The organism is Microtetraspora sp. AC03309 (assembly GCF_020826795.1).
GTDB lineage: Bacteria > Actinomycetota > Actinomycetes > Streptosporangiales > Streptosporangiaceae > Microtetraspora > Microtetraspora glauca.
In genome coordinates, this window is the sequence record NZ_JADDIL010000024.1 from 66539 (window position 1) to 92147 (window position 25609).

General features: G+C 69.8%; 20 protein-coding genes. 9 read left to right on the forward strand and 11 right to left on the reverse strand.

Annotated features, from left to right (window positions below; genetic code table 11):
- Positions 1-68: 68 nt before the first annotated feature.
- The 3 genes from IMZ11_RS16530 to IMZ11_RS16540 all read left to right on the forward strand — a co-directional run bounded on the left by IMZ11_RS16530 (position 69) and on the right by IMZ11_RS16540 (position 4047).
- The gene (locus IMZ11_RS16530) at positions 69-2054 is read left to right on the forward strand and encodes an ATP-binding protein (RefSeq protein WP_228642340.1); all 1986 of its coding nucleotides are present in this window, start codon (positions 69-71) and stop codon (positions 2052-2054) included.
- Complete coding sequence (locus tag IMZ11_RS16535; RefSeq protein ID WP_228642342.1) at positions 2039-2704, forward strand: response regulator transcription factor; 666 nt, start codon at positions 2039-2041, stop codon at positions 2702-2704. Before IMZ11_RS16530 ends, IMZ11_RS16535 begins: the two co-directional genes overlap by 16 nt.
- A 77-nt stretch (positions 2705-2781) precedes the next feature.
- Entirely contained in the window at positions 2782-4047 is a 1266-nt protein-coding gene (locus tag IMZ11_RS16540; protein ID WP_228642344.1) for an alpha/beta hydrolase, read from the forward strand.
- A gap of 280 nt (positions 4048-4327) precedes the next feature.
- Here the strand turns inward: IMZ11_RS16540 and IMZ11_RS16545 are convergent, their stop codons facing one another.
- A complete protein-coding gene (locus IMZ11_RS16545; protein ID WP_228642346.1) occupies positions 4328-5437 on the reverse strand; it encodes an FAD-dependent monooxygenase in 1110 nt (369 codons plus the stop codon).
- A gap of 134 nt (positions 5438-5571) precedes the next feature.
- On the opposite strand from IMZ11_RS16545, the gene IMZ11_RS16550 reads away from it, so the two are divergent.
- Complete coding sequence (locus IMZ11_RS16550) at positions 5572-6543, forward strand: TetR/AcrR family transcriptional regulator C-terminal domain-containing protein (protein WP_228642348.1); 972 nt, start codon at positions 5572-5574, stop codon at positions 6541-6543.
- A gap of 69 nt (positions 6544-6612) precedes the next feature.
- Here IMZ11_RS16550 and IMZ11_RS16555 read toward each other — a convergent pair whose 3' ends face one another.
- Positions 6613-6948: a YnfA family protein gene (locus tag IMZ11_RS16555; RefSeq protein WP_228642350.1), complete on the reverse strand. Its 336-nt coding sequence runs from the start codon at positions 6946-6948 to the stop codon at positions 6613-6615.
- Between IMZ11_RS16555 and IMZ11_RS16560 the strand changes: the two genes are divergently transcribed.
- Entirely contained in the window at positions 6947-7852 is a 906-nt protein-coding gene (locus tag IMZ11_RS16560; RefSeq protein ID WP_228642352.1) for a CU044_5270 family protein, read from the forward strand. The two genes, IMZ11_RS16555 and IMZ11_RS16560, sit on opposite strands and share 2 nt — an antisense overlap.
- Before the next feature lie 419 nt (positions 7853-8271).
- Positions 8272-9498: an MFS transporter gene (locus IMZ11_RS16565; RefSeq protein ID WP_228642354.1), complete on the forward strand. Its 1227-nt coding sequence runs from the start codon at positions 8272-8274 to the stop codon at positions 9496-9498.
- 222 nt (positions 9499-9720) lie between these two features.
- Here the strand turns inward: IMZ11_RS16565 and IMZ11_RS16570 are convergent, their stop codons facing one another.
- The 5 genes from IMZ11_RS16570 to IMZ11_RS16590 form a co-directional block, all read right to left on the reverse strand.
- Positions 9721-10377: an NUDIX domain-containing protein gene (locus IMZ11_RS16570; RefSeq protein WP_061260109.1), complete on the reverse strand. Its 657-nt coding sequence runs from the start codon at positions 10375-10377 to the stop codon at positions 9721-9723.
- Between the two features lie 63 nt (positions 10378-10440).
- Positions 10441-12276: a DUF4434 domain-containing protein gene (locus tag IMZ11_RS16575; protein ID WP_228642356.1), complete on the reverse strand. Its 1836-nt coding sequence runs from the start codon at positions 12274-12276 to the stop codon at positions 10441-10443.
- A 66-nt stretch (positions 12277-12342) separates the two neighbouring features.
- Positions 12343-13431 carry a glycosyltransferase gene (locus IMZ11_RS16580; RefSeq protein WP_228642358.1) on the reverse strand — a complete coding sequence of 363 codons (1089 nt, stop codon included), beginning with the start codon at positions 13429-13431 and terminating at the stop codon, positions 12343-12345.
- Positions 13432-13444: 13 nt separating this feature from the next.
- Entirely contained in the window at positions 13445-14716 is a 1272-nt protein-coding gene (locus IMZ11_RS16585; protein ID WP_228642360.1) for a nucleotide sugar dehydrogenase, read from the reverse strand.
- 104 nt (positions 14717-14820) lie between these two features.
- Positions 14821-16455: a glycosyltransferase family 4 protein gene (locus tag IMZ11_RS16590; RefSeq protein ID WP_228642362.1), complete on the reverse strand. Its 1635-nt coding sequence runs from the start codon at positions 16453-16455 to the stop codon at positions 14821-14823.
- Positions 16456-16539: 84 nt separating this feature from the next.
- On the opposite strand from IMZ11_RS16590, the gene wecB reads away from it, so the two are divergent.
- The 3 genes from wecB (at position 16540) to IMZ11_RS16605 (ending at position 21413) form a co-directional block, all read left to right on the forward strand.
- Positions 16540-17673 (forward strand): non-hydrolyzing UDP-N-acetylglucosamine 2-epimerase, encoded by a 1134-nt coding sequence (wecB, locus tag IMZ11_RS16595; protein WP_228642364.1) that lies wholly within the window; start codon positions 16540-16542, stop codon positions 17671-17673.
- Between the two features lie 50 nt (positions 17674-17723).
- Positions 17724-19787: a glycosyltransferase gene (locus IMZ11_RS16600; RefSeq protein ID WP_228642367.1), complete on the forward strand. Its 2064-nt coding sequence runs from the start codon at positions 17724-17726 to the stop codon at positions 19785-19787.
- A gap of 81 nt (positions 19788-19868) precedes the next feature.
- Positions 19869-21413 (forward strand): MDR family MFS transporter, encoded by a 1545-nt coding sequence (locus tag IMZ11_RS16605; protein WP_228642369.1) that lies wholly within the window; start codon positions 19869-19871, stop codon positions 21411-21413.
- Between the two features lie 69 nt (positions 21414-21482).
- On the opposite strand, the gene IMZ11_RS16610 is transcribed toward IMZ11_RS16605, so the two are convergent.
- The 4 genes from IMZ11_RS16610 to IMZ11_RS16625 form a co-directional block, all read right to left on the reverse strand.
- Positions 21483-22961: a flotillin family protein gene (locus IMZ11_RS16610; RefSeq protein ID WP_228642371.1), complete on the reverse strand. Its 1479-nt coding sequence runs from the start codon at positions 22959-22961 to the stop codon at positions 21483-21485.
- Positions 22962-22996: 35 nt separating this feature from the next.
- Positions 22997-23176, reverse strand: a complete 180-nt coding sequence (locus IMZ11_RS16615) for a hypothetical protein (protein ID WP_228642373.1) — start codon at positions 23174-23176, stop codon at positions 22997-22999.
- Between the two features lie 343 nt (positions 23177-23519).
- Positions 23520-24632, reverse strand: coding sequence for an acyltransferase family protein (locus IMZ11_RS16620; protein ID WP_228642375.1), 1113 nt, complete (start codon positions 24630-24632; stop codon positions 23520-23522).
- 72 nt (positions 24633-24704) lie between these two features.
- Positions 24705-25538 carry an SDR family NAD(P)-dependent oxidoreductase gene (locus tag IMZ11_RS16625; RefSeq protein ID WP_228642377.1) on the reverse strand — a complete coding sequence of 278 codons (834 nt, stop codon included), beginning with the start codon at positions 25536-25538 and terminating at the stop codon, positions 24705-24707.
- Between the last annotated feature and the right edge of the window lie 71 nt (positions 25539-25609).

Sequence of the window (25609 nt, forward strand, 5' to 3'; positions counted from 1 at the left end):
GCCGGGCGACCACGATGCGCCGAAGTCGCCCATTTCACCGGGCGGGCACGCGCTTACCATTGAGCGGCATGGAGGGCTTGCCCTGGGTCCTGCCGCCCGTGGCGGCGGCGATCGTCTACTGGGTCGCCGTACGGCGCACCGCCGGGGTCGCCGCCGTCGTCGCCGTGGTCATGGTCGCCGCGGCGGCGGGTGTCGCGGCCGCGCTCGGGGAGTCTCCGCGGACCATCGCAGGGCTCGCGCTCCTGTGCGGTGGAACGGCGGCGGCGATCTGGGCGTCGGGCCGGTCCCGCAGGCGTGGACGAGCCCGGCGTTCCGCAATGGACGCGTACCGAGCGGGCCGGTCGGCGGTGCCGGACGCGGCGGCGGACGCAGAACGGCTCAGGTTGGCGGCCGAGCTGCACGACACCGCCGCGCACCGGCTCACCGGCATCGCAGTCGGCGCGGCCTCGGCGCTGCACGTGACGGAACCGGCGCTGCGGGCCGAGGCGCTGCGTCACGCCGCCGAGGCGGGCCGCCTGGCCGCCTCGGAGTTGGACAGCCTGGTCGCAAGCGGCGCGGTCGGCACGGACACCGCGGACGCGGGTCACGCGGAGCTCCTCAGGATCGACGCCCTGATCGGCTCCTGGCCCGAATCGGCCGTCCGATATCGCAGGAGTGCCGCGTTCGCCGCGCCGCAGGTCGCCGCGGTGGCGTACCGGGTGGTCCGCGAGGCGCTGACCAACGCCATGCGGTATGCCGGGGGCGCGGACGTTCGCGTCAGCGTCGAGAACGACGGCGACCGCCTGCGCGTCGAGGTCGGCGATTCGGGGCAAGTGCCGCGGGGCGGGGACGGGGCCGGCGACGGGCAGGGGGTGGTCGGGCTGGGCGGCGGGCACGGGTTGGCCGGGCTGCTCACCGCCGTGACCGACTGCGGCGGGACCTTCACCGCCGGCCCCATCGGTACGGGATGGACCGTCGTGGCGGAGTTTCCCCACACCGTCGCAACCCCACCGGTGAGACGAGCCGTCTGGCGCGGCCGGCAGGCCTCGGACGGGGCACTGGTGGCCCTCGCCCTCGCATTGTCGATCGGGACGTACCTGTTGCCGGACGACACCCCGGCGGCCTCCGAGGCGCAGCTCGCGCTGTTGATGCCCTTGTTCGCCGTGCATGCCGTACCTCTGTGGTGGCGGAGGCGGACGCCCGGCCGGAGTCTCGCGGCGGCGCTGTCGATATACCCGGTGATGCTCGCGGCGCGGGCGGCCGGCTGGTCCGTACCTCCGGCGGGCGATCTCTTCCTGTGGGGGTGCTGGGTCGAGCTGGCGCTGGTCTACGCGGCCGGAGCGTACGGCGGGCGCGGCAGAGGACTTCTCGCGCCGCCGGCCGTGGCGGGGATCGGAGGCCTGGCGCTGGCCCTCGGGCCAGGGATCACCGGGCCTCCGGCGGCCGCATGGGCGGTACTGGCGCTGGGCCTGCTGATCCCATCGGTCCCGGTATGGGCCCTGGGCCGGGCCGTCGCCGCGGCACGGACCCGGCGACGCGCGGCCGAGCGGGCGGAGCATGACCTGCTCAGCGGCCGTGCCTCGGCCATGGTGCGCGCCGAGCGCGGGCGGGTCACCGCGGGCGTGCGCCGTACGGCACTGCGGCATGCCGAGGCCGTCGTCGCCGCGGCGGACGCCGGCCGCCTGACGCAGGTGCTGGCCGAAGCCCGGGCAGGGCTCGGCGCGCTCAGGGACCTGCTCGACGAGCTGCGCGCCCCTATGAACGGCGAGGATTTCCCGCCCACCCTGGTCGGGCTGTCGGCCCTCGCGACCCGCGCCGACGCGGGCGTGCGCTGCGTCGGGGACCGTCGCCCTCTGGCCCCCGCCGTCGAGGCGAGCGTTTTCAGAGTGGCCAGGGAACTCGTGGGCGCCGCGGCCGGCTCGGTGACCACGGTGTCGTTTCTGCCCGGCGGTGTCGCGGTGGCCGGGCGCGCGGATCAGGCAGGAGTACAGCGGTTGCGCACACTGGCCGACGCCTGCGGCGGCAGTCTGTCACCCGACGAGGAAGGGACGGTGTGGGTATGGCTGCCCGAATGATCCGGGTAATGGTCGCCGACGACCAGGCGGTGGTCAGGGCGGGCATCGCCGCAGTGCTGGGCGGCGAGTCCGACCTCCAGGTGGTGGGCCAGGCGGCCGACGGCGAGACGGCGGTGGCGCTGGCCACGTCGCTCGCGCCCGACGTGGCCCTCATGGACATCCGGATGCCTGTTCTGGACGGGCTCCAAGCCACCGCCAGGATCGCCGCGGAAGCTCCCGGCACCAGGATCGTCGTGCTGACGACCTTCGGCCTCGACGAATACGTGTTCGCCGCGTTACGCGCGGGCGCGTCGGGATTCCTCCTCAAAGACGCCGAACCCGCCCGTATCACCGACGCCGTCCGCGTGATCGCACGTGGGGACGCGCTCATCGACCCCGCCATCACCCGACGGCTTCTGGACCGCTTCGCCTCGGCCCCCGATCCCGGCAGGGCGGCGGAACTCGACCGGCTCACGCCCCGCGAGACCGAGGTGCTCAGGCACGTCGCAAGGGGCCGGACCAATGCGGAGATCGGCGTCAGCCTCGGCATCAGCCCCGCGACGGTCAAGGACCATGTGGCCGTGATCCTCGCCAAGCTGGGTGTCCGCGACCGGCTGCACGCGACCATCTCCGCCTACGAGTCCGGTCTGATCCGTCCCGGGGTCGACTGAGCCCCGCCGCACGGCGGGGGTACGGGTCGGCCTCTCGCAGGAGGAGGGGCCGCACACCGGTTCCTAGCGTGATGGATATGAGATTCCAGCGCTTGTACGGTGTCGCCTTGCTGATCGCCGCCGAGATCGCGGCACTCGTGGCCGGGGCCGCCGTGTTCTTCCTCACCGCCGTCGTCACCGCCAGTGTGCCGGTGTTCGCCGGGGCGGGATCGGCCGCGGTCGCGGCGATGAGCCTGCTCATCGGGCGGCCCGCGTTCCGACGCCTCGGCCTGCCCCGATCGCTGGTGCCGTACGTCGTCGTGAACACCCTTGCCGTGGCGACGCTCGTGGCGTTCACGGTCTTCCGCCCCTTCCCCGTGCCCGCACCCGGCGCGGTCCCCACCGGCATCGCGTACTGGGATCTGCCCACCGGCTCGCGAATCGCCTACGTCAAGGTCCCCGCCTCCGGCACGCCCAGACCGACACCGGTGATCTTCCTGCACGGCGGCCCCGGCACCCCCGGGGAGGGCGTCCCCGAAGCAGGCAAGGAACTGGCGGCCGCCGGATTCGACGTCTACGCCTACGACCAGGTCGGCGCCGGGCGCTCCACCCGCCTGGCTGACCTCACCGGCTACACCGTCGCCCGTCATGTCGCCGACCTGGACGCGATCCGCGAGACCATCGGAGCCCAAAAGATCATTCTCGTCGGCAGGTCGTGGGGCGGCACCCTGTCGGCCGCCTACCTCGCCGCTCATCCCGGCCACGTCGCCAAGGCCGTACTCACCTCGCCCGGCGCCATCTGGGAACCCGCCTACCCGAACGGACCGGGCGGGCCTTGGGACGACCTGCCCGCCGAACGAAAGGCCCGCGCCGACGAGTTGACCGACGACCCCAGAATGCTCACCCAGGCTCTGCTGCTGCAGCTCAACCCGGCCGCGGCCCACGCCCTGGTTCCCGACGCCGAAGCCGACGCCCGGATGCGCGCGCTGCTGCTCACCGCCAAGGACGCCACCGGCTGCCGGGATGCCGCACCCGCCCCCGTGCACGACAATCCCCCCGGCTTCTACACCAACCAGCTCACCTCGGCGGACGCCTCCACCGTGCCCGACCCCCGGCCTCGGCTCAGGGGTGTCCGTGTGCCCACGTTGATCATGCGTGGTCAGTGTGACTATCTGAGATGGGAGGTCACCGACGATTACCGGCGCACGCTGCCGAACTCCACCCTCGTCTACATCCCCGGAGCGGGCCACTCCATCGCCAACGGCCGCCCCGACCTCTACCGGGACCTTCTCATGGCCTTCCTGCGTGACCGTCCGCTGCCCATACCCGCGTACACCGGAACCACGGACCCCGCGAAGAACTGAGCATGTCCCGCATCGCCGAGTCCTGGCCAGCGCCCCTCCCGTCGATCTTCGCCCCGTCACGTCGTGACGCAGGCGCTCGCAGATGTGACCACCTCCCCGTTCTCTCTGCCGATGAACCGCAGCCCCGGTGCGCCGGGCCACGCGGTTCCTGATCCGCCGCGTCCAGCACGCCGAGGTGGCCCACCAGCGGAGCGAGGCCCGTCCGGTACCCGGTTGCGGCGAGCACCAGGTCGGGCCGGAGGCGGCGGTGGTCGCCGCAATGCCGCAGAACCCCGACTGGCTAGGCGTCCAGGGAGATCCCGTTCTTGGCACGCTCGACGGACTCAGGGGAGGCCGGGCCGCCGGGGTTCTCCGTGGCGAGCGCCTGGTTGAGCTCGACGTACGGGCGCATGCGCTCCTCATATCGGGCGAACGCGAGGCGGTGGTCGCCACCCGCCCCGCCGAGTTCCTCGGCCAGCACGTAGGCACCGACCAACGCCAGGCTGGTGCCCTGGCCCGACAAGGGCGAGGCGCAGTATCCCGCGTCACCGAGCAGCGCCACCCGGCCCTTCGTCCAGCGGTCCATGCGGATCTGGGCCATCGAGTCGAAGTAGAAGTCCGGCGCCTCAGCCATGGCCTTCAACAGTCGGGGGGTCTCCCAGCGCAGGCCGGCGCATCCGTCCGCGATCAGCTTCTTCTGCCGCTCGATGTCGCGGTGGTCGTAGTCGAATGACGGCGACTCGAAGCCGATCGTGACCCTGATCTCGGTGTTGTCCTTCACCGGGTAGATGCCGAAGCCCGCGTTCCCGTCCCTGAGCCAGACCTGCCAGTTGTCGAGGTTCAGGAAGTTCTCCATGCTGAAGACCGCAAGATGCGTGCCGAGGTGGTGGATGAAGCGGCTCTCCGCCCCGAAGGCGAGCCCTCGCACGTTCGAGTGCAGGCCGTCGGCGCCCACCACGAGGTCGAAGGTGCGGGAGTCTCCGTGCTCGAACGCCACCCGAACACCGTGCTCGTCCTCGTCGAGGGTCGTGATCGAGTCGCCGAAGACGTATTCGACGTCGTCGCGCGTCCGTTCGTACAGGAGCCGGGTGAGGTCCTCGCGCAGCAGTTCGACGTCGTCGCTGTCGAGCCGGCCGCCGGAGACCGTCTCCTCGGTGGAGCGCATGATCTCGTTGCCGTCGCCGTCGAGCATGGACATGCCGCGCATGCGCGTGCGCGCCTGCCGTATCTCCGCGAGGAGGTTCATCCGGTCGACGACGTCGAGGGCGACACCGCGGACATCGACGGCCTGGCCTCCCAGGCGCGGCGCGGGGGCCCGCTCGACCACGGTCGGCGCGAAGCCGTGGCGGCGCAGCCAGTACGCGAGCGCGGGGCCGGCGATGCTCGCGCCGGAGACGAGCACGTTCTTCATGGGGGGATCTCCATTCATGTACGTTGTACGCGCTACTGAATATACATCGTACATACAGCATTTCAACGCACTTCATTGGCGGTCTTTGAGCTAGTACAGGTATGCTTCTGTACTAGAACAGAAGGGAGTGCGTGGTGCCCACAGACCCGCCCTACATGCTGATCGTCAGCGAGATCCGGCGCCGCATCGCGGACGGAGAGCTGAACCCCGGCGACCGGGTGCCGTCCACCCGGCAGATCGCGCGGGAGTGGAACGTCGCGCTCGCCACCGCGACGAAGGCGCTGAACACCCTGCGCCAGGAGGGTCTCGTCCGCGCCGAACCGCGCGTCGGCACCGTCGTCGCCCCTGATCCGGCGGCCACCGGCACGGCCGGCGCGCACCCGGCGTCCTCCCGGCGGCGGCCGGCCGCCGATTCCGACCGCGAGCTGACCCGTAAACGCGTCGTGCGGGCCGCCGTCGAGATCGCCGACGCCGAAGGCCTGGACGCGCTGTCCATGCGCGGGATCGCGGCTCGGCTCGGCGTGGCCACCATGTCGCCCTATCGCTACGTCAACAGCAAGGACGACCTCATCCTGCTGATGGCCGACGCCGTCTTCGACGAGCCGGAGTATCCCGAGGAGGTGCCGGAAGAGTGGCGGGCCTGCCTGGAGTTGTGGGCGCGCATGTTGTGGGAGCTGTACCGGCGGCACCCATGGCTGCCCGACACCAGCTCGCTCACGAGACCGGTGATCCTCCCGAACCAGATGCGGCACGCCGAGTGGGTGCTGCGCGTCCTCGACGGCCTCGGGCTCGACGCGTTCACCACGTTCCACATGCATGTGCTCGTCTACAGCTACGTGCAGGGCATCGCGACGAACCTCGAACGCGCGGCCCGGTCGGCGGCCGAGACCGGCATGTCCGAGCAGCAGTGGATGGACGCCCAGGAGCCCGCGTTCGGCGCGCTCCTCGGGTCAGGCTCCTATCCCACGGTCGCCAGGATCCTCGAAGAGCTGGGCGACGACTACGATCTCCACCTCGACGAGTTCTTCGAGTTCGGTCTCCAGCCCCTGCTCGACGGCCTGGCCGTACTCGTCGAGCGCGGCCCACGGCGGGACGCCTCGGCTTGATGAACGCGCAGGCGGCGCGGGTCGCGGCCTTCGCCGCGCCACGCCCGCGATCGATGCGCGCGGCCGGGGTCAGTGGCCTCGTGGCGCGTACATGATCACGGCGACTCCGGCCAGGCAGATCAGCGCGCCGACGACGTCGTACCGGTCGGGCCGGTAGCCGTCCATCACCATGCCCCAGATCAGGGAACCCGCCACGAACACCCCGCCGTACGCCGCCAGGATGCGGCCGAAGTGCGCATCCTGTTGGAGCGTGGCAACGAAGCCGTACGCGCCGAGCGCGATCACCCCAGCGCCGATCCACGCCCAGCCACGACTCTCGCGCGCGCCCTGCCACACCAACCAGGCGCCACCGATCTCCAGTACGGCTGCCAGGACGAACAGTGCCACAGAGCGCACAACGGTCATGAGGCTGGACTCTACGCCGCCGCCCCGACTGGCCGCGGCCCGGGCGCGCGGCCGCGTCGGCGGGCGCCCCCGGCTCACCTCCGAGCAGGCCGCGCTCGCCCAACAGCTGTATGACGCCCGGACCAGGACCGTCCAGCAGATCGCCGCCAAGGCCGAAGCCGCCCCCGAAGGGGCCTACTGGCATCTCAAGGAGTTGGACGTAGGGCCGGCGGGGCCGTACGGCAAGAACGGCAACACCTACCATCTGGAAACCTCCTCCCTCTGGGAGAAGTGGGTGGCCAAGGACGGCCGCGGCTGGATCGGCCGCAGGCAGCTGGCCGCGCGCCCCCTGGACCTGGAGGCATGGCGCCGGGACGGCTCGCCGACCGAATGGGAGATCGGGCCGGACGGCGGCGTCTACTCCACCTCGCCCGGCGAGGGCACGCTCACCCCGCTCAAGGGGGAGCAGAAGCTCTACTGGAGTGCCATGCCCCTGACCTTGAAGGAGATCGAGGCGCTGCCCGCCGACCCTGAAGCGCTGAAGAAGCGGGCCGCTGAGGCGATCCTTAAGCAGAAGGACTTCGCCGGTTCGGTGGAGGACGGCCTGCCGCCTACCCTGGCCTCGCTCCTGTACGAACTGCCCGCCTCCCCACAGGTGCGCGGCGCCGCCTACCAGGCGCTGGCGACGCTGCCCTCGGTGCGGGTCGAAGGCCGGACTACCGACCCGGAGGGGCGGCCGGGCGTCGCTGTGACCTTCCCGATCCAGGAGGGCCAACCCACCGAGGGCAGGCTGATCATCGACCCCGACACCTCCAAGGTGCTGACCTTCGAAGTCACCGGCATGCCGCAGAAGGGCGACCGGGTCAACGTGGTGCTGGAGTCCGGCTGGACCGACACCAAGCCATCCCCGCCCACGACCGAGTGAAGCCCACCGGGCTGGCCGGCCGGGGCGCCGACCTGGATACATCCACCCTCGGTGAGGGATCGTAGGCGGTTAAGCGGCGGTGAGGTCGAGCCGGGTGTCCGTGTCCAACCGGAACCCTGGGGTTCGTTCGGAGCTTCAGGCATGTGAGGCACGTGGGCTTCTGCGAACATGCCTGAAGAGCTATCTGGGGTTGTAAGGCAAGTAAGGAGCCCTCGGGTCGCCCGGGTAAGTGTTGCCGCTGGTGATGTCTTCTGGGGGTAGCGCCACCGGCCGTTTGGTTGCTGCTCAAGTTCCTGAGGCAAAGAGCCGGCTCACGTTGTCGCCAGTGAGCGCGCTCGCCGTGACCCTCCTCACCACATAGCGCGTAGACGCGAAAACGCGTTGCCGTAGATGCTCTCAAAACGTATGGTTTTGCGCTCGTGATCACAGTGGTGGAGCGAGTCCTGCCTGCCCGGCTGGGGACAGGATTCCGGTGGTTGCTGGCCTCAAGCTGGCTGACAAATCTCGGTGATGGGGTCGCGGCCGCGGCGGGCCCACTGCTGATCGCGACGTTGACTCGCGACCCGCTGATGATTTCGCTGTCGGCCCTGGTGGGCTGGGCGCCTCCGCTGCTGTTCAGCCTGTTTGCGGGCGTGCTGTCGGATCGGTACAACCGGCGCAGGATCGTGCTCGTCGCGAACGCGGTGCGGGCCGTGGTGCTGGCGGCGCTCGTCGCGGTCATGGTGACCGGCACCGTGACCGTGGCGACGGCGCTGGTGGCGCTCACGCTCCGGTCCATCGCCGAGGTGTTCGCCGACAGCGCGACGACCACGCTGACTCCCATGATGGTCAGCAAGGACGATCTCGTCATCGCCAACGCCCGCTTGGGCACGGGGTTCATCACGCTCAATCAGCTCGCCGGGCCGCCGATCGGCGCGGCACTGTTCGGCCTGGGCTTGACCTGGCCGTTCGCGGGCCAGCTGCTCCTGGTGGTGGCGGGGATCGTCCTGGTCTCCCGGATCACGTTGCCGCCACACGGCCGACAGGCCGACGACCTCATGCCCAACACCGTACGGGAACTGATCGCCGGGTTCAGCTGGACCATCCGGCACGCGGCGGTCCGCACGCTGGCGCTCACAATCCTGATCTTCAACTTCACGTTCGGCGCGGCCTGGTCGGTTCTCGTCCTCTACACCCAGGAGCAGCTCGGCCTCGGCGCCCTGGGCTTCGGTCTGATGACCACCATCGGCGGGATCGGCGGCTTGATCGGCACCGGCCTGTACGGGGCCATCACCCGCAGGGTGAGCCTCGGCGCCCTGATGCGGATCGGACTCATCATCGAAACGTTCACCCACCTGGGCTTGGCCCTGACCCATTCGCCGTGGGTCGCCGGGGGCATCTTCCTGGCCTTCGGCGCGCACGCGTTCATATGGGGCACGACCTCAGTCACCGTCCGCCAGCGCGCGGTCCCGCACGAACTGCAGGGCCGAGTGGGCAGCGTCAACACCGTCTGCGTCTACGCCGGTCTGGTGGTCGGCTCGTTGGTCGGCGGTGTCCTGGCCACCCGCCTCGGTGTCGCAGCGCCCTTCTGGTTCGCCTTCGCTGGTTCCGCGGTGTTCGTGGTGCTGCTGTGGCGGCAACTCATGCTCATCGCCCACGACGACTGAGATGTTCGGTGGATGTGAACGCTCGATCTGGTCGACGACACCGCGACTCCGCGCCTGACCGTGGCGTTCACCAGCGGCTTCGACTCCATCGTGGAGGATGCCTCCGTTGCCGTCGAGGCCGCGGCGCTGCGCCGTGGCTACAACTTCCTGGCCTACGACGGCCCGGGCTGGGTGCCGCGCTCCGCGAGCAGCACCTGCTCTTCCGGCGTGTGGCGCCGGGTCCTACACCCGGAGCATCGGGGGGTGCAGGACCAGGGCGGGGCCCCGGCGGTAGAGCATGGCCGGACGGCCGCCGTCACGGGTGGTGGTCTCGCCGGTCGGGATCAGGAACCCCTCGGTCTTGGTGACCTTACGGTGGAAGTTGCGCGGATCCAGCGGCCTGCCCCACACGATCTCGTACACCCGGCGCAGCTCCGCCACGGTGAACTGCGGGCGGCAGAACGCGGCGCCGAGCGGGCTGTACTCCAGCTTGGCCCTGGCTCGCTCGATGCCGTCGAGCATGATGCGGCGGTGGTCGAACGCCATGCGGGTCAGCGAGTCGACCGGCTGCCAGCTCATGTGCGCCTCGGTCGAGGCCGGCAGGTCGGGGGCGAGCCCGAGATAGGCCACGCTGACCACCCGTTGCCGGGGGTCACGGTCGGGGTACCCGTACGTCTGGAGCTGCTCCAGGTGGACGGGAGCCCCGGGAAGACCGGCCCGCTCCGCGAGCACCCGGGCGGCGGCGGCCGGAAGGTCCTCCTCGAGCTGGATGAAGCCTCCGGAAAGCGCCCAGCACCCCTCATATGGAGGTCTGTCCCGCCGCCAGACCAGCGCGCAGAGCGCCTGCGACCTCACCGTGAGAACGACGAGATCCACGCTGACGGGAATACGCGGGATCATGTACAGAACGCTACCGGAACCCGCACATCCCGGGGTCCCTCCATTCGATCACTGAGACGGCGCTCAGCCGGTGTTCTTGTAGTACACCGGCTCCGCGGCCTTGCGGCCATCGAGCGAGCCGATCTCGATCCGGACCCACACGTCCGAGGGCACCGTGGCCCAGTCGACCGGGATCCAGATCTTCTCGACGCCGTGCGGAAGGCCCTCGTTCGGGGTGGCGTCGTGCCAGCCGACCGACGCCGAGTCGACGACGCGCGGGGTGTCCAGGCCGGTCCAGTTCAGCGTGACCTTGGCCGATCCGAGGTGGTAGCCGCGGACTTCGAGGCCCTCCTGGATCTGCCTCGCCTGCTTGACCGCCTGGATCGCGATCGGGCGGTCCCAGTCCTCGGTGATCTCTCCGGAGAGCGACGGCGAGCCGCAGGTGAAGAAGTCACTCCACATGTAAGAAATGATCTTCGAGACGTACGGGCCGGCCAGCGTCACCTGGGTGTCCAGGCGGGACTTGTCGGTACGGCTGCGGGTGGCCTGCGTGCCGCACTTTGGTGTGTTGGACTCCTCGGGCGTGGACGGCTCGAACGCCTCGACGTTGGCCCAGAGCTGGACCTCCACGCCTTCGGAGGCGAGTTCCTGCCGCGCCTGCGCCATCTCCCGGTAGTAGTCGCGGGTGCCTCCGTAGTACGCGGAGGCGTACGTGGACTCGCCCACGCCGTTCACGATCTTCAGGCGGTCGTCCACGTCCTTGTTCTTCCAGTTCGGCCAGAACAACCCGACCTTGCCGGTGCCGCGGCCGTCCTGCGGCGCGATGATCTCCACGCCGGTCTTGGCCAGGGCCTTGAACCCCCGGGCGACCTGCTTCGGCGTGGCGGTGAACTTCACCTTGCGGCGCGCGTCGAGGTACGGGCTGACCAGGATCGGCTTGCCGGGTAGCTCCTGCTCGACGATCAGGTGCTGCTCGGCGTAGACCTGGAGCGTCTGAACCTTGGACGGGTCGGGCCAGTCGCGGAGTTGCAGCTCGAACGGCTGGTAGACGCCTCCGAGGGACTCCCTGCCACCGAAGCGCGAGCCGTAGTCCTGCAGGACGCGCCGGGTCAGGGTGGTCAGGGTGCCGATGTGCCGCGGGTCGGCGCGGGTGCTGTTGGCCGGGTCGCGGGGCGCGAGCGGCAACGCGGGGAAGACCCTGATGCCGAACCGGTCGCCGAGGTCCAGCAACTCGGTCAGGCTGTCCGTGGCTCCCCCGGAGATCAGGATCAGATGGTAGTTGCGCCCCTTGGACGAGAAGTCGCAGGTCGCGTCGTCCGAACCGTCCTCGGGGGCGATCAGCCGGTAGAACACCGCCGATCCGACGACGATCTTGCGTTCCATCGTCGGGCAGCGGAAGATCCCCTGGCCGAACTGCTCGTCGGTCCGGTAGACGTACGTCCAGGTGATCCGGTTGCCGGGGTTGGCCGCGACGAGGTCCTTCTCGGCCGCCCGTACGCAGGAGAGGTCGTTCTCCTTGCAGACGCCGTACCGAGCGTCGGCCTTGGCGCCCTCCTTGTCCATGATCTGGCCGTTCTCCTCGTCCGTCCGGCGGGGGGACAGGCCGAAGCCGAGCCGGACGACGGTGTCACCGCCCACCTTGTGGATCGCCTGGAGCTGGCGCCGCCAGGTGCACCGGTCCGCCGTGGGAACGAGCCAGTAGCCCGTCACCGCGTACGGCGTGGGCGTCGTGGTGTCGAACGTTCCGCACGGATCGGTGAACGCGCTGGCCGTCGGGGAGCTCGGCCCGGAGGGGCGGGCCGAGGAGGTGCTCCCGACACCGGTGACGTGGGACACGGGCCGGTCGTGCCGCATGACGATCACCACGGAGGCGACACCGGCGAGTATCGCGACGCCCAGAAACAAAGTGATCCAGCGCACCTTCAGGACACTACCGCCCATCGTTTCAGGACCAGATAAATCGAACCCGCCGGACAACGGGGTCGGTCAGCGCCTGACGCCGGCCCACTCTTCGAGCTGTGTGACGAAACGCCGGGCGGAGTTCGGCCAGTGATGGTTGGCCCGCGCGGCGGCGTAGCCCCGAGAACCGTGCCCGTGCCGCTCCTGAGGGTTGTCCCTGAGGAAGAGGACGGTTCGCGCGACCGCCTGGGGGTCCTGCCATGGGACGACGAAACCGGAGCGGTAGCGCTCGACGAGCTCGACCGCCCTCGGGGACGGCGTGGTGATCACGGGGATGCCGTGCGCCATGTACTCCACGATCTTGGTGGGCATGGAGTGCCGGTAGTTGGGCTCGTCGTGCAGGAGCGAGAGCCCGGCGAGCGCGCCGTCGAGCCGCTTGAGCGCCTCGTCGTTCGGCATGAAGTCACGCCATTCGAGCACGCCCTCGGCGACGGCCTGGTTGAGCAGCGGCCGGGTCTGCGGATCGGCGTACCCGATCAGCTCCACGACCACCCGGTACGGCTGGAGGATCCGGGCCACCTCGACGGCCTCGCGGACGCCCCGCGCCTCGGACAGCCAGCCGAGGTACACCACGCGGTCGTCGCCGGGCGGGCTGACGGTGTCCGGGACCCAGGTCTCGTTCGGCACGACCAGGTGCGCGTGCTTGAACCGCCCCGCGTACGCGGTCTCGGCCAGCAGCAGGCGCAGGCGGCGTTCGGCCGCGCCCTCCAGGAGCCGGGCGAGGAACCGGGTCGGCGGGCGTAAGAACGCGGGCAGCCACGGTTTCAGGGAGAGCGTGGCCGGCGTGTCCTCGTGGACGTCCCAGACGACCGGCGGACGCTTGCGCACGCCGACGACGGCGAGCAGCAGCTCCGGGTCGTGGATCAGGGCCAGGTCGATCTTGCCCCGCATGCTCTTGAACAGCTTGCGGGCGGCACGTACCGCCGCGAACCTGCGCCGCTCGGCGGCGCGCGGCAGATCCACCCCGTTGACCCAGGATCGTGGGACCACCCCGCGCGCGGTGTACGGCGCGGCATACGTGACCTCATGACCGGCGTCGACGAGCGCGCGGATCTGCCGGTGCAGGATCCGGGCGTCCTCGGGGTGATGCACCACCGTCATGACGAGCACGTGCACGCGCGGACCCCTCCTACAGTCGCTCGACGCGATCGCTCGTGGCCAGAACGCCGCGAGTGTCGAGCACGAGCTGGGCCCGTTCCTCCACCACACCGAGGTCGAACGCCGAGTGCTGCTGCAGGAGCAGGGTCACGTCGGCGTCGGCCACCGCCGCGGCCAGGTCGTCCACCCGCGGAACAGGACTGCCCTCGACCGTCCATTCCTTGACATATGGATCGCAGAAGACCAGTTCGGCGCCGAGCTCCAGGAGCGCCTCGGCGACCGGGATCGCGGGCGTCTCACGCTCGTCGGCGATGTCGGGCTTGTACGTGACGCCCAGCAGCAGCACGCGGGATCCGTTCACGGGCTTGCGCGCCCGGTTCAGCAGCCGCTGCACGCGGGCCACGACGTACGACGGCATCCGCTCGTTGATCTCCTGGGCCAGCTCCACGAAACGGAACGGGTACCCGAGCTTGCGGACCGTGTAGGACAGGTAGGACGGATCGACCGGGATGCAGTGCCCGCCGACACCCGGGCCGGGCAGGAACTTCTGGAAGCCGAACGGCTTGGTGGAGGCCGCCTCGATGGCCTCCCACAGGTTGATCCCGAGCTCGTCGCAGAAGATCGCCATCTCGTTGACGAGGGCGATGTTGACGTGCCGGTAGGTGTTCTCCAGCAGCTTGGCCATCTCGGCCTCGCGGGTGCCGCTGACCGGGACGACCCGCTCGACGAACTGGCTGTAGAAGGAGGCGGCGCGGTCGCGGCAGGCGACGGTGTAACCGCCGACTACCTTGGGCGTGTTGCGCAGGCCGTACTTCGTGTTGCCCGGGTCGATGCGCTCGGGCGAGAAGGCGAGGTGGAAGTCGGTGCCCGCGACGAGCCCGGCGCCCTCCAGGATCGGCCGCGCGACCTCGTCGGTGGTGCCGGGCCACGTGGTGGACTCCAGCACGACGAGCGTGCCCGCCCGCAGGTGCTGGGCGACGGTGCGCGTCGCCCCTTCGACGGCGGACAGGTCGGGACGGTGGTCCTCGTCCAGCGGCGTCGGTACGCAGATGACGATCGTCCGCGACTCGGCGAGCACCGAGGCGTCCAGCGTGGCGGTGAAGCCACCGGCCAGCATCGCGTCGAGGTCGGCGTCGGTCAGGTCGTCGATGTAGGACCGACCGGCGTTCAACGCGTCGACCTTGCGGGGATCGACGTCCAGACCGGCCACCCGCAGGCCCGCCGCCGTGGCCTCTTTGGCCAGCGGCATACCCACGTATCCCAGCCCGATGACCGTGAGATCGAAACCGGTTCGCTCGCTCACGATGAGACCTGGGGGCGGAAACAACACTTCATGGTGGCAAAGGCTATCTCAAGTCAGCACCAACGGTGCCTGATGCCGTAGATCGGAACTCCCCGTCATTTCCATTATGAGGTCAATGATTGGTAGATCGCACGGTATGTCCGGGCAAGGCTGCTCCACGTGCGTTTCGCGGCCACCTCGGCCTTTCCGGCCTCGCCCATCTCGCGGCGCCGTTCGGGATCGTCGCGGAGCGCGGCCACCGCGTCGGCGAGCGCGGCGGGATCTCCGGCCGGCACCAGCATCCCGGCCCCCTCACCGCCCACAAGCTCGGAAAGCGCGGGCAGGTCGCTGAGAACGACCGGCTTGCCGAGCGCCATCGCCTCGACGGGTTTCAATGGCGTAACAAGTCGGCAAACCCGGAGGTCCTCGCGCGGGCACGCGAAGATGTCGATCGCCGCCTGCGCCTGGAGCGCCTCGTCCGGGCCCACGCGGCCCGGCAGGATCGCGATGTCGCCGAGGCGGAGCCGCTCGACCTGCTGGAGCAGGTTCGGCCGTTCCGCGCCGTCGCCGACGAGCAGCACCCTGACCGGCGTTCCCGCGTCCCTGAGCAGCGCCGCGGCGTTCAGCAGGGTGGCGAAGCCCTCGTAGCCCACGATGCTCGACACGGAACCGATGACCACCTCGCGGTCGCCGATGCTGTACTGCCGGCGGAAGGCCGCGCCGTCGTAGTCGGCGGTCAGCAGCGCGTCGTCCACGGCGTTCGGCGCGAGGTGGATCCGCTCGCGGGGCACGCCACGCTCGACGATCTCGGCCGCCATGGTCTCGGCCAGCGTCACGACCGCGTCCGCCTCGCGCATGATGTGCGCCTCGCGGTCACGCTGCATGATGTGCCGCTCGCTGCCGATCCGCTTGGGGTCCCTGGACGTCCAGGTCTCCTCCAGGAAGCCGCGCACCTCGTAGACGAACGGCGTGTTCGTCCGCTCCCGTACGGCGAGCGCCACGGAGCCGTTCCGGTGGTCGGTCGCGGCGTGCAGCACCTGCGGGCGCAGCCTCCTGACCAGCTCGGTCACCTGGGCGGCGCCGCGGATCATCCGCCCGCGGCTCTCGAAGGGCAGGTCGCCCCCGTTCGGCAGCAGCCGGTGGTAGGGGATCTCGTCGATCTCCTCGTACGACGTGGCGTCGGTGTGGCCCTGGAGCATCGGCCAGCCCCAGCTCGTCACGACGTGCGGGTCGAGGCCGGCGTTGCGCTGCGCGGTGACGATGCGGTGCGTCCGCACGGTGTACCCCGCCTGCGTGTACGGCAGGGCGTTGGTGACGAGGTGGAGGACCCGGCCCTCCTCGCGTGAGCCCATGATCACCTTGGGCTTCGGCGGGATCGGGGCGGGGCCGATCGCGGCCATCTCACCCTTGTAGTAGGCGATCCTGCGCCGGATGAACGGCCACCGGGTGTGCGGCTGCAGCACCTTGATCGCCTGGGTCATGCGCCCAGCCTCGAAGTGGACCTTCGCCGCCTCCAGCGGCCCGTCGGCCATCCTCCGGACGATCTTGCGCACGGTCACCCTGGCGTATCGCGCGGCGGGCCAGGCGACACGACCGATGATCGGGCGCATCCCGCTCGGCATCGCCTCGGCGGCGGCCTGCGCGACCCGCACGGGATCGGACTTCACCTTGCTCACAACGATGCGGGAGACGACCACCGGATTCTTCACGAAACCGCGGAGCAGACCGCCCATCCCGGCCCTCGCCGACTTGGCTGACACGGACGGTTTCTTGGCCTCGGATACCACGGCGTGACCGTACCATAGGCAACGTTTGCCCCAGTCCCACCATGAAAGGCGAGGTCAATGAGGGACAACCCCCTCGTCCTGCACGTGCTGGGCGCCCGGCCCAACTTCGTCAAGGCCGCTCCCGTCGTGCGGGCGCTCGACGAGATCGGCGTACGGCAGGGCATCGTGCACACGGGCCAGCACTACGACGCGTTGATGTCGGACGTCTTCTTCGCCGACCTCGGCCTGCCCGAGCCGGTCGCCAACCTCGGCGTCGGCTCCGGGTCGCACGCGCGGCAGACGGCGGCGCTGCTGACCGGCCTGGAGGACGTGGTGCTCGAACACCGGCCCTCGCTGGTCGTCGTGTACGGCGACGTGAACTCCACGCTGGCCGCGATCCTCGTGTGCGCCAAGCTGCACGTGCCGACCGCGCACGTGGAGGCGGGCCTGCGTTCCTTCGACCGGGAGATGCCCGAGGAGGTGAACCGGGTCGTCACCGACTCGCTGTCGGACATCCTGTTCGCCACCTCGCCGGACGCCCTGTCGCACCTCGCCCGCGAGGGCGCCGACCCGGAGCGGGTGCACCTCGTCGGCAACCCGATGATCGACAGCCTCTTCTCCGCGCTCCCCAAGCTCGACCCCGCGCCGGTCCAGGAGCGCCTCGGCGTGTCCGGAAGGTACGCGGTCGCGACGCTGCACCGGCCGGCGAACGTGGACGACCCGGAGTCGGCCCGCGAGCTGGTCGAGGCGGTCCTCGCGGTCGCCGAGCAGGTGCCGGTCGTCGTCCCGCTGCACCCGCGCGGGCGGCAGCGCCTGGCCGACGCCGGGCTGGTCGACCGCGAGAACCTGAAGATCATCGACCCGTTGGGATATGTGGACTTCCTCTCCCTGGTCCGGGGCGCCGCGCTGGTCGTCACCGACTCCGGCGGTGTGCAGGAGGAGACCACCATGCTGGGGGTCCCCTGCCTGACCGTGCGGCCCAACACCGAGCGGCCGATCACCGTCACGCACGGCACGAACCGCCTGGTCACGCCGGCCGGACTGCCCGCCGCCGCGGAGAAGGCCCTGGCGGACGGCTCGGCCACGCCCAGCGGCGAGCTTCCCCCGCTCTGGGACGGCGCGGCGGGGCCCAGGATCGCCCGGGTCATCGCCGCCTGGCTGCGCGGGGACAACCTCTCCCCCGCCGCTCAGGGGCACAATCGCCAGTCATAGACCCGGCAAAAGCCGTACGATGGCACATTCCTGGACGCGATGGGGGCGACATGTCTGACCAGAACCCTTCAGATGAGCCGAAATTCCAGCGCCTCGGGCCGGTGAACTGGCTGCCGGAGGAGCGCAAGGTCGTCGAGCGCTACGAGCAGCGGATCCGCGAGCTGGAGAAGAAGCTGGCCACCCAGGAGGCGCGGGCCGACTACGCCATCTGGAAGCTCAAGGCCACCCAGACGCAGCGGCCGTACCGCGTCGCCCAGGCGCTCACCGGTGCCACCAAGCCCGCCAGGTTCGCGCGGCTGCCGCGCGACCTGAGCAAGGCCATGAAGACCGGGAAGAGCCCGAAGGCCCCGATGTCGGTGATCGAGGCCGCCGAGCAGGCCGAGGCCAAGGGCCCCGAGGTCAAGATCCCCACGTTGCAGTGGCCGGACGGTCCGGTGGTGCGCCCCGACCTCAAGGTGGCCGTCATCCTGGACGACTTCTCCCGGCTCGCGTTCAAGTACGAGTGGGATCAGATCGAGTTCGGGCTCACGGACTGGCCGGAGATCTTCGCGGAGAACCGGCCCGACGTGCTGTTCTGCGAGTCGGCCTGGCACGGCAACCAGGGGCGCTGGCGTTACCAGATGACCGGGACGAAGGCCCCCAAGCAGGAGCTGCGCGACCTCATCGCGTGGTGCCGGTCGGAGGGCATTCCCACGGTCTTCTGGAACAAGGAGGACCCGCCGAACTTCGACTTCTTCATCGACACGGCCAAGCTGTTCGACTACGTGTACACGTGCGACGGCGACATGATCCCGAAATATCGGGAAATTCTGGGGCATGACCGGGTCGGCGTGCTGCAGTTCGCCGCCCAGCCCCGGATCCACAACCCCATCCAGACCAAGCAGGGCCGGCCGTACGACATCGTCTTCGGCGGCATGTACTTCCGGGACAAGCACCCCGAGCGGCGCGAGCAGATGGAGACGCTGCTCGCCCCCGTACGCGAACTCGGCCTGCACATCTTCGCCCGCAACGGCACGGTGGACGACAAGTACGCCTGGCCCGAGGAGTACCGCCCGCACATCGTGGGCGAGCTGCCGTACGAGCAGATGCTGGCCGCGTACAAGATGTACAAGGTCTTCCTGAACGTGAACTCGGTGATCGACTCCCCGACGATGTGCGCGCGGCGCGTCTTCGAGCTGTCGGCCTGCTCGACCACCGTGCTGTCGGCGTGGTCACGCGCCATCGAGGAGACCTTCGGCCCGCTGATCCCGATCGCCCACTCGCAGGAGGAGGCGTACAACCGGGCGCTGTACTTCATCAACAGCCCCGAGCTGCGCGCCCGCCAGGCGCACCTGGCCATGCGCGAGGTGTTCGACAAGCACCTCTTCTCGCACCGCGTCGACCAGATCCTCACCGACCTCGGCCGGCCGGTGGCGTCCCGGTCCCGCTCGGTGTCGGTGGTGCTGCCGACCAACCGGGCCGGCCAGCTCGAACACGCCATCGCGCAGGTCGCCAGGCAGCGGCACCGCGACGTCGAACTCATCCTCGTGCTGCACGGCCTCTCCGAGGACCCCGGCGTGGTCCGCGACAAGGCGCTCGCGGCCGGGATCCCCGGCGTCAAGGTGCTGACCGCCGACCCGTCCTGGACGCTCGGCGAGGTGCTCAACCACGGCATCGCGCACGCGGACGGCGAGCTGATCGCCAAGATGGACGACGACAACATCTACGGCGAGCACTACCTGTCCGACCTGCTGCGGGCGTTCGACTACGCCGACGCGGAGATGGTGGGCAAGGGCGCGCACTACACGTACTTCCCCGACCAGAACGTCACCGTGTTCCGCCTGCCCGGCCTGGAGAACCGCTACGCCCACCTCATCCAGGGCGCCACGATCGTCGCCAAGGCGGACCTGCTGCGGTCGATGCCGTTCGAGCCGGTCAACGCGGGCGAGGACACCCGCCTCGTGCGGCGCTGCAAGGAGGAGGGCGTCCGGATCTACTCGGCCGACCGCTTCAACTTCATCTACATGCGCGGCTCCGACGCCACCGCGCACACCTGGCAGGCGGCGGACTACAAGCTGACCCGCAACGCCCAGTTCTGCTTCGCCGGCAACCCGGAGCAGCACGTCCTGATCTAGATCGCGTTCCTCGGAATGTACGGGAGCGGACGACGGTTGGCCACTCCCGTAACGGCAGCATGCCCAGGGGAGCTTGGCCACGTGAGCACGAACACAGGCGAGAAACTGGACGGCATCGGGTTCAGGTCCGAGCGTGGCCCGGTGCTCGCCGCCATCATGCTGTGCACCGGTCTCGTGGCCCTGGACAGCACGATCATCGCGACGGCGGTGCCGTCCGTCGTCGGCGACCTCGGCGGGTTCTCGCAGTTCCCGTGGCTGTTCTCGATCTACCTGCTCACGCAGGCCGTGACCGTGCCCATCTACGGCAAGCTCGCCGACGTCTTCGGGCGCAAGCCGGTGATGTTCTTCGGCATCGCCGCGTTCCTCCTCGGTTCCGTGCTGTGTGGCGTCGCCTGGAGCATGCCGGCGCTCATCCTCTGCCGTGCGATCCAGGGCATCGGCGCCGGAGCCGTCCAGCCCATCAGCATCACCATGGTCGGGGACCTGTACTCGGTGGAGGAACGTGCCCGGGTGCAGGGCTACCTCGCCAGCGTCTGGGGCGTCTCGGCCGTCGTCGGACCGACGCTGGGCGGCGTCTTCTCCGAATACGTGTCCTGGCGGTGGATCTTCTTCATCAACCTGCCGCTCGGGGCTGTGGCCGCCTGGACGCTGGCCCGGCGGTTCAAGGAGCGGGTGACCCGAGGCTCACACCGGATCGACTACCTGGGCGCCGTACTGCTCACCGCCGGTTCCTCCCTGCTCATCCTCGGCCTGCTCGAAGGAGGGGTCGCCTGGAACTGGGGGTCGCCGGTCAGCCTGGCCATCTTCGCGGGCGGCGCCGCCATGCTGATCGCGTTCGTCCTCGTGGAACGCCGTGCGGTCGAGCCCATCCTGCCGCTGTGGGTGTTCCGCCACCGTGTGCTGACCGGCGCCAACCTCGCCGCGCTGGGGATCGGCACACTCACCATCGGCCTGAGCTCCTATGTGCCCACGTACGCGCAGGGCGTGCTCGGCACCGGCGCCCTGGTGGCGGGTTTCACCCTGGCCGCGCTCAGCATCGGCTGGCCCCTCGCCGCGGCGCTCTCCGGCCGCCTATACATGCGCATCGGCTTCCGCGACACCGCGCTGATCGGCGGCGCCGTCACCGTGGCCGGGGCCGTACTGTGCGCCGTGCTCGGCCAGGAATCACACATCTGGCAGGTCGCGACCGCGTGCCTGATCGTCGGCGTCGGCCTGGGCCTCACATCGAGCCCGACGATGGTCGCCGTGCAGTCCGTCGTCGGGTGGGAGCACCGCGGTGTGGTCACGGCGACCAACATGTTCTTCCGCTCCATCGGCAGCACCGTCGGGGCCGCCGTCCTGGGCGCGGTCTCCAACGCGACGCTGTCGGACCGCTTCGCCCACCCTCCGGCCTCGGTCAGCGGCGATCACCTGCCGAAGAGCGTCGACGCCACGAGCGACGTGCTGACCGGGCAGGGCGCGGAAGGTGTGGGCGGCGTGAGCTCGGCCGTGACGTCCTTCGTCCGCGGAGCGCTCAACGACGCCGTCCACAACGCCTTCCTCACGGCGCTCGTCGTGGCCGTGCTCATCGTGGGCGCGGTGCTGCTCATGCCCCGTGTCCGCGCCGGGACCGGCAACGGGACCTGAGGCGGGAGAACGAAAGCGGCCGCCCCGCTGATAGCGGGGCGGCCGTGTGCCTTCAGTGAACGTGCGAGGTCAGGAGGCGGTGTCCGCGTTGTTCTTGGGCTCGGCGCCGTTGAGACTCGCGGGGGTGCCGCCGGCGAGCAGGGTGCGGGCCAGGCCCAGACCGGTGCCGCCGAGTGTGAGGGCCTTGGCGAGCATCTCCTCGATGCCCTGGGCGCCGTTCAGCACGACCATGTGGTCGACGTTGCCGAACGCCTTGGAACCCGCCTCGACGATCTGCGGCCAGTTCTCGGCGAGCTGCTGGGCGATGACGGCCTCCTGGTTCTCGGCCAGCGCCTCGGACCTGGCGCGGATCGCCTCAGCCTCGGCCAGACCCTTCGCCTTGGCCGCCTCGGCCTCCGCGAGACCCTTCGCCTTGGCCGCCTCCGCCTCGGCCAGACCCTTCGCCTTGGCCGCCTCGGCCTCACCGAGACCCGTCGCCCTGGTCGCGGCCGCGGCCGCCTCGCCGCGGAGCCGTACGGACTCGGCGTCAGCCGCCGCGGCCTGCTTCACCTGGGACGCCTGGGCGGTGGCGCGCAGCTCCGTCTCGCGGGCCTCGGCCTCGGCCTGGGCGATGCGGGCGTCACGATCCGCCTGCGAGAGCGTCACCGTCTCGTACGCCTTGGCGTCCGCGGGCTTGCGGACCTGGGACTGGAGCCGCTGCTCGGAGAGCTGGGCCTCCAGCTCGGCCGCCCTCGTCTCCTGGACGACGACCTCCTGGCGGGCGGTGGCCTCCGACAGCGGGCCGGCCTGCCGGGCCTTCGCCGCCGCCTGGTCCACCTCGGCCTGGTAACCGGCCTGCTGGATCTGGGACTCCCGGATCGCGGCGGCCTTCCTCGCTGCGGCGACCTGCTCGGCCTCGGTGGCCTCCTGGTCGCGCTGCGCCTCGGCGATGCGGGCCGAGGCGGCGATCTTCGCGGCGTGCGGCTTGCCGAGGTTGACGATGTACCCGGTCTCGTCGTCGATTTCCTGGATCTGCATCGAGTCGACGACCAGGCCCAGCTTGCTCATCTCGTCGGCCGCGGAGCTGCGCGCCTCGCTGGTCAGCCGCTCGCGGTTGAGGATGAGGTCCTCGACGGTGAGGTTGCCGATGATCGAGCGCAGGTGACCGGTGAACAGTTCGTGGATCGCGCCGTTCATCGAGTCCTGCTGGTCGAGGAAGCGGCGGGCGGCGTTGGCGATGCTGGCGAAGTCGTCACCGACCTTGTAGATCACCACTCCGCGCACCTGGACCGGGATGCCCTGCTGGGTCACGCAGGACACCTGGAGGTTGGTCGCCCGGCTGTCCAGGCGGAGCCGGCGGGCCGTCTGGAACCCCGGCAGCACCGCGGTTCCCTTACCGGTGACGATCTTGAATCCGAGACTGTCGGCCAGGTCGTTCTTCGACCGGGCGGCGAGCCCAGAAATGATCAATGCCTCGTTGGGCTCGGCGACCCGCCAGATGGCCTTGAACAACAGGACGATGATGATGAGGGCGACAACGATCGCGCCGCCGAAAACCAGAAATTCCATGGGCATCTAGCCTCCACTTCCGGGGGAACAGGGGGTCAGGCGATCGCGCGCGTGACGTAGACCGTACGCGGTGGCGAATACTCGACAATGACGACGATCGCTCCGACCGGGATCTCCTCGTCCGGAAGGTTCGGATGTGCGTAGAACGCCTCGACGCCCCCGCGAATCGGCACCATCACTTCACCAACAAGGCCCGGACCGATCTTGCCCGTCACCCTGCCCTGCCTGCCGACCACCGCGTCACCCCGTCGTGTTCACTTGCACCGCGAATGCGCACGTTACCCCGAATTCGTGCAGTACGTCATCACGCGGCGACGCGTCCACCGACGGCCGCCCCGGATGACATACGACGTCCACGGCCACATGCCATCGACCCGGACAACGAACACCACTCGCGAAACGTTCCGATATCGCAACACAACCGCTTACATCGAGATGTGAGCGTTATGTTCCAGCGAATTTCTGCGGCGCTTACCGTTTCCCGCTGATTTCACGGTGGATTCTCGCGGAAAACCACCCGATTTTCGCGGCCGATCGGGATTCCGGCGGAATATGGCGTCACACCGCGCCCGCCGACCGGCCGGGAACGCCCCGCCCCGGGCGCCGGAGCCGGGTGAAGGCCCAGGACACGTCCGGCTCCACGGCCCAGCGGAAGAACCGCCGCACCGGCGCCGTGCACAGGACCGCCGAGAGGCCCACCCCGAAAAGGATCATGACGGCGACGCCCCACGGGGTGACGAGAACATCGTTGTATCGTTCGGTCACCTTCACCACGAACCCGTGCAGCAGGTACGCGTACATGGTGGCGGCACCGAGTCCGGTGAACCAGGTACGGCGGGCCGGGGTGACCGCGAGGAACGCCATGACCAGAAGCGCTCCCGTCGCCAGCATGGCGAGCCTGATCAGGGTTCCGGTCAGATCGTCCACGCCGATCACCGTGTTGGCGTGCCGCCAGCGGATCCACTCGGTCGGCACGGCGCGATGGACGGCCAGGGCCACGCCCACCCCCGTGGCGAGGACCAGCGCCCCGCATGCCCGCGCCCAGGGCCTCCTGAGCGGCTCCAGATGCCGCGGCCTGAGCATCAGCCCGAGCACGTAGAACGGCAGCAGCCCGAGCGTGCGGTTCATGGACAGCTCGTCCGGCAGCGCGCTCGTCCCGGAGAGGAGCGACACCCCCACCGCCACCGCCAGCGGCCACCGGAGCTGCTGCCACACCGGCGTGGACAACCGCCAGAGGAACAACGACATCAGGAACCAGGTCAAGTAGTACGGATCGAGCAGGCTGATCTCCAGCTTGCCGTACAGGAAGAACCTGGGCAGCGAGTAGGCGACCTCGAAGATCACGTACGGCACGGCCAGCCCGCTGATCAGCTTTCTCGCCTTGCCCGGCGAGAAGGCGAAATTTCCCGATAGATAGCCGCTGACCATGATGAACAGCGGCATGTGGAACAGGTAGCCGAAGAAGTACAGGGCATGCGCGACCTCCACGTCACGCAGGTCCTCGATCAGATGCCCGGAGACCACCAGGACCATGGCCAGGAACTTGGCGTTGTCCAGGAACGGGTCCCGCACGCGGGCCGAGGTGTCGGGAGCGACGGCGGGCGTGCCGGAGGCTTCGGCGGGAGCGCCGGGAGCACCAGGAGCATCAGGAGGAGCGGCGGGGACGGTCACGGAGCCGGACGCTAGCGACGGCCCCCGCACGCGGGCAGGCAACGACGGCCGAACATTGCCCGAACACTTCCGTCACCCGGACGCCGAGGACCTGTCGTTCGCCGACCCTGTCGCGATGAGGCTGGCGGACCAGAGGGCCGCGGCGAGTTCCGGGTCGGCCATCTGGACGGGCACGGTGACGGGGATGTTCCCGGCGAAGTAGCGGCCCGGATGGTCGACGCCGTCCCGGTGCGTGGCGAGGTGGGTGATCCTGGCGGCCCCCGCCTCGACCGACTCCCCCATCCTCGGCACATGGAGCACCAACTTCATGAGGAACGTTCCCGGCGCGAACCCGGTCCGGATGACTCCGGGATGCAGGCAGGTGGCGGCGATCCCGCGCTCGGCGAGGGAGACCGTGAAGAGGGCGTTCGCCTGCTTGGAGTCGCCGTATTGCAGCCATCCGCTCCACCGGCGCCGCTCCCGCGACAGGTCGGCCGGGTCGAGCCGACCGGTCTTGGCGGCGCGTGAGCAGGTCGTGACGACCCGGCCGGACGACTCCCTGATCCGGTCGAGCAGCAGGTTCGTCAGCAGGAACGGCGACAGGTGGTTCACCTGGATCATCAGCTCGTGTCCGTCGGCGGTGTGCTGCCGCCTGGTGGACATGACCCCGGCGTTGTTGATCAGAACGTCGATGCGCTCGCACCGGTCGAGCAGCTCCGCGGCCAGCCAGCGCACGTCCTCGAACGAGGTGAAATCCCCGGTCAGCGTGCCGGGACGGCGGCCCGTGATCGCGGCCACCTGGTCCGCGACCGCTGACAGCTTGGACGGGGTTCGACCCACCAGGATGAGCTGGTGTCCCTTGCGGGCGAGCTCCAGCGCGGACGCTGCGCCAATTCCGTCGCTTGCCCCGGTAATGACAGTATTCATCAGGTCCTCCAATGCGCTCGAACTGTATCGGTGCTAGTCTCCTGTGCGATCTTCCGGAGGTGCATTTCCCC

Coding starts and splice junctions, on each gene's coding strand:
- IMZ11_RS16530 (WP_228642340.1), top strand. CDS start 69: ATGGAGGGCTTGCCCTGGGTCCTGCCGCCCGTGGCGGCGGCGATCGTC.
- IMZ11_RS16535 (WP_228642342.1), top strand. CDS start 2,039: ATGGCTGCCCGAATGATCCGGGTAATGGTCGCCGACGACCAGGCGGTG.
- IMZ11_RS16540 (WP_228642344.1), top strand. CDS start 2,782: ATGAGATTCCAGCGCTTGTACGGTGTCGCCTTGCTGATCGCCGCCGAG.
- IMZ11_RS16545 (WP_228642346.1), bottom strand. CDS start 5,437: ATGAAGAACGTGCTCGTCTCCGGCGCGAGCATCGCCGGCCCCGCGCTC.
- IMZ11_RS16560 (WP_228642352.1), top strand. CDS start 6,947: ATGAGGCTGGACTCTACGCCGCCGCCCCGACTGGCCGCGGCCCGGGCG.
- IMZ11_RS16555 (WP_228642350.1), bottom strand. CDS start 6,948: ATGACCGTTGTGCGCTCTGTGGCACTGTTCGTCCTGGCAGCCGTACTG.
- IMZ11_RS16570 (WP_061260109.1), bottom strand. CDS start 10,377: ATGATCCCGCGTATTCCCGTCAGCGTGGATCTCGTCGTTCTCACGGTG.
- wecB (WP_228642364.1), top strand. CDS start 16,540: ATGAGGGACAACCCCCTCGTCCTGCACGTGCTGGGCGCCCGGCCCAAC.
- IMZ11_RS16600 (WP_228642367.1), top strand. CDS start 17,724: ATGTCTGACCAGAACCCTTCAGATGAGCCGAAATTCCAGCGCCTCGGG.
- IMZ11_RS16610 (WP_228642371.1), bottom strand. CDS start 22,961: ATGGAATTTCTGGTTTTCGGCGGCGCGATCGTTGTCGCCCTCATCATC.
- IMZ11_RS16625 (WP_228642377.1), bottom strand. CDS start 25,538: ATGAATACTGTCATTACCGGGGCAAGCGACGGAATTGGCGCAGCGTCC.